We start from the raw sequence: 11,758 nt of genomic DNA on the forward strand, positions 1-11,758 counted from the left end.
TCACACGCATGGGTCTGGCGCTTGGGCCCGGCGTTTGAGCCCGGCGCCTCGGCCCTCACCAAACCCCGGTATTCGGCATGCTCGCCCACGGCTCGGCCGGCGCCTTGGCGGGCCCCTTCTGCAGGATCTCGATCGAGATGTTGTCGGGAGAGCGGACGAAAGCCATGTTTCCGTCGCGCGGAGGGCGGTTGATCGTGACGCCCGCCTTCATCAGCTTGTCGCAGGTCGCGTAGATATCGTCGACCTCATAGGCGAGGTGACCGAAATTGCGGCCGCCGGTATAGACTTCCGGATCCCAGTTATAGGTCAGCTCCAGCGTGGGGCGGCCACGGCTGCCTTCGGCGCCCTTGGCGTCGGCGGCGTCATCCGGCGCAGCCAGGAAGACCAGCGTGAAGCGTCCCTTCTCATTTTCGATGCGGCGGGTTTCGACAAGGCCGAACATGTTCACGTAGAAATCGAGTGACGCGTCGAGATCGGTGACACGCACCATGGTGTGGAGATATCGCATGCTTGGGGCTCCCCTTGTTCGGCCGGGTTGATCTCGCTCCTAAATCGGGCCAGACGCTCTGCTTTCCAAGAGGCGGCGCGCGAGGCGGGCCATGACGAGAACGCAAGACGTGGACACGAAACGCCCCGACGCCGCGACAATTTCCAGCATCAAGCAGCGTGCTGCCTTGCTGTCGGTGATGGCGACGCTCCTGCTGACCGGAGCCAAGGGCATCGCTGCGATCCTCTCCGGCTCGCTCGCCCTGCTGACCGATGCCTTGCAGGGGCTGATCGATATCGGCTCGACTCTGTTCACCTGGTTCGCGGTGCGGGCGGCCGACAAGCCGGCCGACGCGGAGCACCATTACGGCCATGGCAAGGTCGAGGCGTTGGCGGCGCTGGTCGAGACCGCGATCCTCTTTACGCTGGCCGGAGCTATCCTCTGGGAGGCGATCAGCCGGCTGTGGAGCGGTACGGTCGACGCCGTTACCGTCACGCCCATCGTGCTTGGCGTCATCCTCTTTTCCATGATCGTCGACGCGATCCGCTGGCACTCGCTGCGCAAGGTCGCGGCGGAAACGGGCAGCGAGGCACTGGCAGCCGAGGCGACGCATTTTTCGGCGGATTTCGTCGGCTCGGCCCTGGTTCTCGTCGGCCTCATCGCCGCCTGGTTCGGCTTTGGGCGGGCCGACACGATCGCCGCCTTCGCGATCGCAGCCTTCATGGCCTATTCCGCCTTCAAGCTCGGGCGCCGCACGATCAATACATTGCTCGACGCTGCCCCCGCCGGGCTGAGCGAGCGCCTGACCGCCGCAGCCGGGGCTGTGCCCGGCGTCGTCGCCGTGGAATGGCTGAAGGTTCGGCCTTCGGGCGGCCAGACCCATGGCGAGATCGGAATTCGCGTCTCGCGGACGCTCCCGCTCGACCGTGTCGTCGCCATCAAGGACGCGCTCGTGCTGGCGTTGCGCGAGGTCGAGCCAGGGGCCGAGATCACCGTCACCGCCAACCCGATCCAGGTCGATGATGAGACCGCGCTCGAGCGGGTTCTGCTGATCGCGCTCAAGCTCAAGATCCCGGTGCACCACGTCACCGTGCACAGCATCGGCGACCGACTCTCGGTCAGCCTCGATATGGAGGTCGATTCCCGGCTGCCGCTCGGCGAGGCGCATGAGATCGCGACCCGGCTCGAGACCGCGATCCGCGCCGAGTTCGGCGGCGAGACAGAGGTCGAGACCCATATCGAGCCCATGGAAACCGGCACGCCGCCGGGCCACAATGCCGCATGGGACGCGGTGGAGGATATCGGCAAGGCGCTTGCCAAGGAGGCCGCGGGACTCGACGGCCCGATCCACGACATCCACAGCGTCCGCGTGCGCCAGACCCCGAACGGTCTCGTGGTGAATTATCACTGCCGTGTCGATCCGGCGCTCGACGTCGCGGCGGTCCATGCCGCGGTCGACGCGATCGAGCGCGCCGTCCGGATCGCGCGCCCGCAGGTCTGCCGGCTGGTCAGCCATGCCGAGCCTGCGCATCTGCGCCAGCCTGCCTGATCAGCGCGCACGGACTTTCAGCGGAAGGGGGCTCGGGCTACAGACAAGGCTCAGATGTCGTTTTCGCCAGGGTTGTCCATGCGCGCCGAAGATACCCCCCTGATCCGTCTCGAGGATTATCGTCCCTCCGACTGGCTGATCGATACGGTCGATCTCGACTTCGTTCTCGATGCGCATGAAACGAAGGTGCGGGCCCAGCTTGGCCTCAGGCCGAATCCGGCCGGGCAGCCGGGATCGGCGCTGGTCCTCGACGGGGACGAGCTGACGCTGGTCTCGCTCAAGCTCGATGGAACCACGCTGGATGCTGCGGCCTACAGCGCCACGCCGCAGGGACTGACCGTGCTCGCGCCACCGAAGCGCGGCTTAACCCTCACCATCGAGACGGTGCTGAACCCCTCGGCCAATACCAAGCTGATGGGGCTCTATCGCTCGTCCAACGTCTACTGCACCCAGTGCGAGGCGGATGGCTTCCGCCGGATCACCTATTTCCTCGACCGCCCCGACGTGATGTCGGTCTACACCGTGCGCCTTGAGGCGAAGAAGGCCGAGGCTCCGGTCCTGCTCTCGAACGGCAACCGGGTCGCGACCGGGGATGTCGCCGGCACCGACCGGCATTTCGCGGTCTGGCACGACCCTCATCCCAAGCCCGCCTATCTGTTTGCCCTGGTCGGCGGCACGCTCGACCATGTTCGCGAGGACTATGTCACCGCCGATGGCCGCAAGGTCGAGCTCGCCGTCTATGTCGAGCCCGGCAAGAGCAGCCGCGCCGGCTGGGCGCTGGACTCGCTGGTGCGCTGCATGCGCTGGGACGAACGCGTCTTCGGCCGGAACTATGATCTCGACGTGTTCAACGTCGTCGCCGTGTCGGATTTCAACATGGGCGCGATGGAGAACAAGGGCCTCAACATCTTCAACGACAAATATGTGCTGGCCGATCCGCAAACCGCCAGCGATGGCGATTATGCCAGCATCGAGGCGATCATCGCGCACGAGTATTTTCACAACTGGACCGGCAACCGCATCACCTGCCGCGATTGGTTTCAGCTGTGCCTGAAGGAAGGCCTCACGGTCTTCCGCGACCAGGAATTCTCCTCCGACGAGCGCTCCCGCCCGGTGAAGCGCATCGCCGATGTGCGGACCCTGCGCGCAACCCAGTTCTCCGAGGATGCGGGGCCCCTCGCCCACCCCGTCAGGCCGCGCGCCTACAAGGAAATCAACAACTTCTACACGCCGACCGTCTATGAGAAGGGCGCGGAGGTGATCCGCATGCTCAAGGTCCTGATCGGCGACGAGGCCTTCAAGCGCGGCATGGATCTGTATTTCGAGCGCTGCGATGGCACCGCCGCGACGATCGAGGAATTCCTGGCCTGTTTCGCCGAGAGCTCGGGCCAGGATCTCAGCCATTTCGCGCGCTGGTACGAACAGGCGGGCACCCCAACGATCGTCGCCTCCGGCCGCTACGATGCTGCCGCAAGGAGCTATACGCTCGATCTCGCCCAGAGCACGCCGCCGACCCCCGGCCAGCCCCAGAAAGCGCCGGTGGCGCTGCCGATCGCGCTCGGCCTCGTCGGCAAGGCCGGCGACCTGCCGCTCCACAGCAACTCGAATGCCTATGCGGGCGACGGGCTAATCGTGCTCGACCAACCGTCGCTGTCAGTGACCTTCACGGGCCTGGACGAGGCGCCGATCCCGTCCTTGCTGCGCGGCTTTTCGGCCCCGGCGCGGCTGGAGCTCGATCTTGCCGATGCCGATCTGCTGCGCCTGTTCTCTGCGGACAGCGATTCCTTCAATCGCTGGCAAGCGCTCCAAACGGTCGCGACGCGCGCGTTGACCAGCGCCGGGCGCGGAGCCCTCAGCGCCGCCGGGCTTGCCGACAAGGCCACGGAACTCGCCGGAGCGCTCGACGCCTTCCTGCGCGATCATGCGCTTGCCGACCCTGCCTTTGCCGCCCAGGTGCTGCGCCTGCCCGCCGCCGCCGATATCGCCCGCGAGATCGGTCGGGATGTCGATCCCGACCGGATCCATGCGGCCCACCGCGCGCTCTCGGCACAGATCGGCAAGACACTGGCCGACAGGCTTTCGAGCCTGCGCGACGCGCTTGACGATAAGAGCCTCTATTCGCCGGATGCCACGGCAGCCGGGCGAAGGGCGCTGCGCAACGAAGCGCTGGGACTGCTCGCCATCGGCGCCCCCGAGACCAGCGCGCGCCTCGCAGACACCCAGTTCAGCGCCGCCGACAACCTGACCGACCGGCTTGCGGCACTCGCCGCCATGACGCTGATCCCGGGCGAGGCTCGCGAAGCCCTGATCCGGCGCTTCGCAGAGCGCTATGCGGCTGAGCCGCTCGTGCTCGACAAATGGCTGATGGCGCAGGCTCTGATCGCCGAGCCCGGCACGCTCGGCCGCGTCAAGGACCTGATGCGGCACCCGACCTTCTCGCTCGGCAACCCGAACCGCGTCCGCTCGCTCATCGGCGGGTTTGCCGCCAACCTGACGCAGTTCAACCGACCCGATGGCGCCGGCTATGATTTCGTGGCGGATATCGTGATCGCGCTCGATCGGACCAATCCCCAGATCGCCTCGCGCCTGCTCGGTTCCTTCAAGACCTGGCGCACGCTGGAGCCGGGCCGTCGCGGCCTCGCTCAGGCGGCCCTCACCATGGTGTCGCGCACCCCCAATCTGTCGCGGGACGTCGCCGATATCGCAGAGCGCGCACTCGCCTGAGAGGCGGGGCGCGCACCGCCTGTCCAGTTCGTTAACGATTTATTACCCGCACAAGATTCATTCTATGAATTACTACAACCATAGGGTGAATTCTGAGCCCCTGATTCAACTCAAAGCTAGACAAACCGATTCGGTCGGATTCAACTGGCGGTGATTCGAGGGGATGCGGCACGTCTCCCGATCTTACTGACGGTACTGTTATCCGAAGGGGGAACGGGCATGGCGCGTGCGAACGCGACCTGCGCGGCAACGCGCGCAGGCACGATTCTGGGTGTCGCAAGATCGCTGACTCATCCGCTCTACCAGCGGTTTGAGAAGGCTGAGCCGACCTTTCGCAAAGTCATTCCTGCCCTCGTCCTCGGCTTTTTTGTCCTGTTCGGTGCCGGCGCCTATATCCAGACCTCCGCGATGCGTGACGATGCATTGTCGGATGCGATATCTGATCTCGACCTCGTCGCGTCATTGATCGCGCGAGAACTCGACATCGCGACAAAGATCGATGCGGCACCTGCAACTGTTCTTGCCGCACTTGCGACCAAGCACCTGTCCTCACATGGCCGCCTCGTCCATGTCAGCGATGCCATCGGTCAGGTCATCGCCAGCGAGCCGGTGATTGGACAGGCCCGGCGCACGCTGGTCGATTTCCTTGGCCAGACCCAGCCGCTGACCGTGTTCGGCGACCGGGCCGGCGTCATGAAGATCGTCCTCCCAGGCGGCCTTGAGACCTTCGCGACCGTCCGCAACCTCGCCGCCCCGCTCGGCCAGGTTGCGGTCTTGCAACCCGCGTCGCGGGTGCTGTCGCTCTGGAATGAGCGCAGTCGCGCGCTCACCATCCTGTTCGGCTCGGCCGCGCTGGTCCTTTCTGCCCTTACCGTCGCCTTCCTGATGCAGTCGAAGCGCGCCCGCGCCGCCGACGAGGACTGCGACTGCGTGCGCGAACGTATCGATACCGCGCTCAACCGCGGCCATTGCGGCCTCTGGGACTGGGACCTCGCGCGCGGCCGCATCTACTGGTCGGACTCGATGTATGCGATGCTCGGCTATGACCGCGCCGGCGACTTCATGTCCTTTGGCGAAGTCAATGCCTTCATCCATCCGGCCGATGTCGATCTCTACGCGCTCGCCGACGCGATCAGCCGCGGCGAGGCCGACCATCTCGACCAGGAATTCCGGGTTCGCGACGTCAATGGCGGCTGGGTCTGGCTCAAGGCCCGCGCCGAGCTGGTCACCGACCGGCGCACCCATTCGCAGCACCTCGTCGGCATCGCAGTCGACATCTCCGAGCAACGCCGCATGGCCGAGCAGACCGCGACAGCCGATGCCCGCCTGCGCGATGCCGTCGAGGCCATCTCGGAAGCCTTCGTGCTCTGGGACGCGGATAATCGTCTCGTGCTCTGCAACGCCAAATACCAGCAGTTGCACCAGCTTTCCGCCGAAGCCGTCCATCGGGGCGTGAGCCACGAAGAGGTGATGAGCCTCAGCGCCCAGCCCAATATCGACCGCGAGCCGACCCGCCACTCCCGCGAGAACGGCACCTCCTACGAGGCGCGCCTCTCCGATGGCCGCTGGCTCCAGATCAACGGACGCCGCACGAAGGATGGCGGCTCGGTTTCGGTCGGCACCGACATCACCACGCTGAAGCAGCAGGAAGAGCGGCTCACCCAGTCCGAGCATGAACTCCTGATGCATGTCACCAATCTCAAGGCCTCACGCCAGAAGCTCGAGGCGCAGGCTCAGCAACTCGCCGATCTCGCCGAGCGCTATCTCGAGCAGAAGGCTGCCGCCGAAACCGCCAACCGCGCCAAGTCGGAATTCCTGGCGAATATGAGCCACGAGCTGCGCACGCCGCTCAACGCCATCATCGGCTTCTCCGAGATCATGGAGAACGGGATGTTCGGTGCCCTCGGCAGCGAACGCTATGTCGAGTATGTCCGCGACATCCGCACCAGCGGCGGCTATCTGCTCAGCGTGATCAACGACATCCTCGACATGTCGCGGCTGGAATCCGGCAAGCGCCGGTTGGAAGCCTCCGATGTCGCGGTCGACCTCGTCGTGGCCGAGGCCGTGCATGAGGCCCAGGACCAGATCGCGCGCAAGGACCTCACCCTGACCGTGGAGGGGGCCAAGAACCTGCACCTCGTCGCCGATCCGCATGCGCTCTACCAGATTCTCCAGAACCTGCTCGACAACGCGATCAAGTTCACCCCCACCGGCGGGCGCGTCGCCATCCGCACGCGGCAGGTGCCGGACGCGCTCAACATCTATGTCGAGGATACCGGCATCGGCATCCCGAAGGAGAAGATCGACCGTATCGGCCGGCCCTTCGAGCAGGTCGAGGGCGAGCTCATCCGCAGCCATGGCGGCTCCGGCCTCGGTCTCGCCATCGCCCGGTCCCTGACGGAGCTCCATGGCGGCTCGCTGCGCCTGCGCTCGACCAGCGGCGCTGGCACGATCGTGATGGTGCATCTGCCCCTGAACGGGGGCGCCGGGCGGATCAACGCCCAGGCTGCGTAAGGCTCCCTCAGCCCTGACGGGCTGCGCCCAGCACCCGCTTGAAGATTCCGCGCACGGCGCTCCGCGTTTCGTCCAGTTCTGCGCGCAGCACCTTGGCATCCGGCCGGCCAACGGCCGTCGCGATCCGGCGCAGCACACGCTCCGGCACCGCCTTCGGATCGAAGGCCTCCTCAACGGTGAAGCGCTGCCAGAGCTGCACGTCGCCAATCAGACGGTGCGCCTCCACGAGAACCGAGGCATCTGCTTGCGCCAGCAGCCCGGCTTCGCGCGCAGCGACGAAGACCGGCGCGGTATCGCGTACCAGAAGCCCGGGATGAGCGCTGGCGTGAGCCAGGATCAGGAACTGCGCCAGGAAATCCAGATCCGTCAGCCCGCCCGCAGCAAGCTTGAGATCCCATGGATCGCTTTCACCCTTCTCCCTGGCGATCAGCGCCCGCATATCGGCAACCGCCGCAGCGACTTTGGCCGGCTCGCGCCTGCGGCCCAGGATGGCCGCGATCGCCGCTTCAGTGCGGCGCGCGAGCCCAGCATCGCCGGTGATGACGCGGGCACGCGTCAGCGCCATCTCCTCCCAGATCTCGGCTTCGCCGCCGTGATAGGCCTCGAAGCCGGCGAACTGGGTTGCGGCCGGGCTCTTGTTGCCGGAGGGCCGCAGCCGCATGTCGACCTGGTAGAGCGTGCCACGCCGCGTCGGCACCGTCAGGGCCGCAACGAGGCGCTGCGTGAACCGGATATGCCAGGTCACCGGATCGAGCGATTTGCGCCCGGTGCTGACCTCAGATGCAGCAGGTCGGTCATAGAGCAGGATCAGGTCGAGATCGGAGGACGGCGTCAGCTCGCCCGCCCCGAGCCGGCCGAGCCCGAGGACCACCGTCTCCGCCCCCTCGACCACGCCATGGTCTTCTGCGAAGGCCGTCTTGGTGTCGTCGAAGGCGACGCACAGGCAGGCATCGGCCACCGCGCAATAGGCCTGACCGGCCTGCTGGGCGGCATAGACGCCCGAAAGCAGCCGCGCCCCGACGAGGAAGTTCTCCTGCCGGGCCGCGTCGCGCAGTCGATCGAGCCCGTCCTCCACGCTGGGCGGCGGCGTCCCGACAGCGGCGCGAATGCGCCGCGCGACCGCCTCGCCATCGAGCACGGATGAGGTGAAGGCCGGGTCGATCACTCCGTCGAGCACATGCGGGTGCAGGGCGGCGACCTTGGCCAGGCGAGGGGCGCTGCCAAGAATCTCGGCGAAGATCGTCAAGAGCGAGCCATGCGAACGCAGCAGGGTCAGCAGTTCGACAGCCGCCGGCATCCGAACGAAGGCGTTGTCGAGATGGGCGAGTGCACCATCGGGATCGGCCGTGCGGCCCAGCGCCACGAGCAGCGCCGGCGTCAGCTCGGTCAACACCTCACGGGCGCGCGCACTGGTGACGGCAGCACGGCCGCCGAAATGCCAACCGCGCACGGTCTCCGCCACGGTTTTCGGGGCGCGAAAGCCGAGCTTGCCCAGCGTTTCCAACGTATCGGGATCAAGCTCGGTGCCGGTGAAGCTCAATGTGCCTGCCTCGCTCGCCAGGCTCGGACCTTCTTCGAACAGCAGCCCATAATGGCCTTCGACGCGCTTGGCATGAGCCGTCAGCGCCTTGCCGAAAGCGGCCGTCGAGGGATAGCCGCAGAAACGGGCAAAGGCCTCGAGATCGGCCTTCTGCGTCGGCAGCGTCTGCGTCTGCTCGTCATTGCGCATCTGCAGGCGGTGCTCGATCGTGCGCAGGAAGCGATAGGATTCGCCGAGCTCGTCGCGCGCCTGGGGCGTGATCCAGCCTTCGCGGGTCAGTTCGGCCAGCATGTCGAGGGTCCGCGCACCGCGCAAAGCCGGACGCCTKCCGCCGAAGACGAGCTGCTGTGTCTGCACGAAGAACTCGATCTCGCGGATGCCGCCGCGCCMGAGCTTCACGTTATGGCCGGCGACCGCAACGGTCTCGTGGCCCTTCACCGTCTGAATCTGGCGCTTCATCGCATGGATGTCGGCGATCGCGGCGAAGTCGAAATATTTGCGCCAGATGAAGGGGGCGAGATCGCGGATGAAGCGGTGGCCGAGCTCGAGGTCGCCCGCCACGGGGCGCGCCTTGATCATCGCCGCCCGTTCCCAGTTCTGACCGACGGTCTCATAGTAGGAATAGGCGGTCGGCAGCGCGACGGCGACATGCGTCGAGCCGGGATCGGGCCGCAGCCTGAGATCGACGCGGAAGACGTAACCGTCCGGGGTCCGCTCCTGGATGATCCGGGCGACCTGTTGCGTCAGCTTGACGAAGAAGCTCGACGGCTCGGCGACGCCCGCGGCCTCGGCCGCTTCGGGATCGAAGAAGACGACGATATCGATGTCGGAGGAGTAATTCAGCTCGCCGGCGCCGTGCTTGCCCAGCGCGAGCACGACGAGGCCTGAGCCCGGGCCTGGATTGGCTGGATCGGCCAGGGTAATCCGCCCGAGGTCGGCCGCCTGCCGCAATGCATGCGCAACCGCCAGCCGCACCGCCATGTCGGCGGTCGCGGTCAAGGCGGCCGTCACCGTCTCGACATCCCAGAGGCCGCCGATATCGGCGAGCGCCACGAGCAGCGCCATGGCCTGGCGAAAGCGCCGCAAGCCCCGCATCAGTTCGCCGGTCTCGCATTCGGCGGCGGCACCCAGAGCTTGGATATCACCGAGCAGGGCGTCCCGCCGCGCTTCCGGCTGCAAGGTCAGGGAGGCGAGCAGCCCTTCGGGATCAAGCCGCATGACCTGCGCGAGAAAAGGCGAATGCGCCAGCAGACCAGCGACGAGTTCGGTCGAACGCGGATAGTCCGCGAAATGGGCGGCGAGAGCCTGGGCGGCCTTCTCGTCCCGCAGGCGATCGATCAGGTCATGCGCGATGAGCGCATCGGCCTTGGCCCGCGCCGGCAGGACGGGCGCGCTCGAAACTCTCTCGCAAAGCTGCCCGTCCATTGCATAACCCCGCCGATCAAGCCGACTGGAGGCCAGCAGGGTTCGCCTGCGCTGTCGAGGCGGGAAGCGCTCCTTCCCCGGCTGTTTCCACAGGCTTGGGCGGAGCTTCCGGCAACAGCATGACAACGCGCAGGCCCGGCGCATTGTCCTCGAGCCTGATCTGGCCGCCATGGAGCCGGACGACGCCGGCCGCGAGCGAGAGGCCGAGCCCGAAGCCGGGCTTGCTGCGGCTCTGATCCAGCCTGACGAAGCGCTCGAGAACGCGACCGCGGTCGGCCTCGGGAATACCTGGCCCATTATCGGTCACGGAGAGCTCGATCTGTTGCCCGACCACCCCGGCGGCAACGCGCACGATGGGGGCGGCCTCCCCGGTCGGCTTGCCATATTTCAGGGCATTGTCGATCAGGTTGGCGAGCGCCTGTCCGATCAGCTCGCGATTGCCCAATACGCGCAGGTCAGGCGTAACCTCGGTGACGATCTCAAGACCCGCCTCTTCCGCCAAGGGTTCGTAGAGCTCGGCGAGCCCCGAAACAACCTCCGAGAGATCCAATTCGGCCATGCTGTCATTGATCCGCCCCGTTTCCAGCCGCGCGATCATCAGCAGCGCATTGAAGACGCGAATCAGATTGTCGGCMTCATCGATGGACGCATCCAGTGCGCCGCGGAGTTCGTCCGGCGACTGGGCGGTCCGGAGCGCCTCCTCCGCCCGGTTGCGCAGACGTGTCAGGGGCGTCTTGAGATCATGCGCGATATTGTCGGAGACCTCCTGCATGCCAGACATCAACTCGCCGATCCGGTCGAGCATGGCATTGAGATTGAGCGCCAGCCGATCCAGCTCGTCGCCGGTACCGGAGATCGCGAGCCGCCCCTTGAGATCCCCCGCCATGATGGTCTGCGCGGTATCGGTCATGTCGTCGATGCGCTTGAGCACGCGCCGCGCCACAAACCAGCTCGCGAAGCAGCCCAGCACGAAGACGAGCAGAAGCGACCAGCCGGCCGCCCGCCGGATCACCACGCCCAGCCGATCCCGTTCCTCGAGGTCCCGGCCGACGAGCAGCCTGAAGCCGGCCGGAAGCACGAAGACCCGGACGATGGCGCGGCTCGGCGAGTCGAGCGCGTCGCTGCTGCGGGAATATTCGATCTCGCTCTCACCCGGCAGGTCGAGAGCGCCCGGCTGCAGTGCCTCGACATTTCCGGCCAGACGCTCGCCGACCGGCGTCGTCACGAGATAAAGCGAAGCGCCCGGCGCGCGCGAACGCCGCTCGATGATATTGACGAGGCGCCTGATGCCACCCAGGCGCTGCTGCTCGGCGAGCCCCTGGATCTCGGCGTCGATCGTCGATCGGATCTGGTCATCCAGCAGCCGCTTGGCATTCCAGGCGACATAGCCGAGCACAAACCCGGCGAAGAGCGCGAAGATGACGAGATAAATCGCGGTCAACTTGAAGGCGGTGGTGCGGAACAGGTTCGGCAGGAAGCGCTGCTTCCTCTTCGGAGCCTGAGACGCACCGGAGCCCGG

6 protein-coding genes are annotated in these 11,758 nt (G+C 66.4%); 3 read left to right on the forward strand and 3 right to left on the reverse strand.

Going from position 1 to position 11,758, the window contains the following annotated elements:
- Positions 1 to 55 precede the first annotated feature (55 nt).
- Positions 56 to 508 carry a VOC family protein gene (locus AC1DGP_RS09080; protein ID WP_441506607.1) on the reverse strand — a complete coding sequence of 151 codons (453 nt, stop codon included), beginning with the start codon at positions 506 to 508 and terminating at the stop codon, positions 56 to 58.
- 109 nt (positions 509 to 617) lie between these two features.
- Here AC1DGP_RS09080 and AC1DGP_RS09085 point away from each other — a divergent pair, with 109 nt between their 5' ends.
- The 3 genes from AC1DGP_RS09085 (at position 618) to AC1DGP_RS09095 (ending at position 7,274) form a co-directional block, all read left to right on the forward strand.
- Positions 618 to 2,036, forward strand: a complete 1,419-nt coding sequence (locus AC1DGP_RS09085) for a cation-efflux pump (RefSeq protein WP_244523343.1) — start codon at positions 618 to 620, stop codon at positions 2,034 to 2,036.
- Between the two features lie 78 nt (positions 2,037 to 2,114).
- A complete protein-coding gene (gene pepN, locus AC1DGP_RS09090; protein WP_476775655.1) occupies positions 2,115 to 4,760 on the forward strand; it encodes an aminopeptidase N in 2,646 nt (881 codons plus the stop codon).
- A 219-nt stretch (positions 4,761 to 4,979) separates the two neighbouring features.
- Entirely contained in the window at positions 4,980 to 7,274 is a 2,295-nt protein-coding gene (locus tag AC1DGP_RS09095; RefSeq protein ID WP_476832021.1) for a PAS domain-containing sensor histidine kinase, read from the forward strand.
- 7 nt (positions 7,275 to 7,281) lie between these two features.
- Here AC1DGP_RS09095 and AC1DGP_RS09100 read toward each other — a convergent pair whose 3' ends face one another.
- Both AC1DGP_RS09100 and AC1DGP_RS09105 read right to left on the reverse strand, forming a co-directional pair.
- Positions 7,282 to 10,239: a bifunctional [glutamine synthetase] adenylyltransferase/[glutamine synthetase]-adenylyl-L-tyrosine phosphorylase gene (locus tag AC1DGP_RS09100; protein ID WP_476832022.1), complete on the reverse strand. Its 2,958-nt coding sequence runs from the start codon at positions 10,237 to 10,239 to the stop codon at positions 7,282 to 7,284.
- Between the two features lie 16 nt (positions 10,240 to 10,255).
- A complete protein-coding gene (locus tag AC1DGP_RS09105; RefSeq protein WP_476832056.1) occupies positions 10,256 to 11,713 on the reverse strand; it encodes a HAMP domain-containing sensor histidine kinase in 1,458 nt (485 codons plus the stop codon).
- Positions 11,714 to 11,758 lie beyond the last annotated feature (45 nt).

It is taken from the genome of Allobosea sp. 05T433 (genome assembly GCF_056396065.1).

Bases quoted from the DNA above. Each gene is read 5' to 3' on its own strand.
- AC1DGP_RS09080 (WP_441506607.1), bottom strand. From the start codon at position 508: ATGCGATATCTCCACACCATGGTGCGTGTCACCGATCTCGACGCGTCA.
- pepN (WP_476775655.1), top strand. From the start codon at position 2,115: ATGCGCGCCGAAGATACCCCCCTGATCCGTCTCGAGGATTATCGTCCC.
- AC1DGP_RS09095 (WP_476832021.1), top strand. From the start codon at position 4,980: ATGGCGCGTGCGAACGCGACCTGCGCGGCAACGCGCGCAGGCACGATT.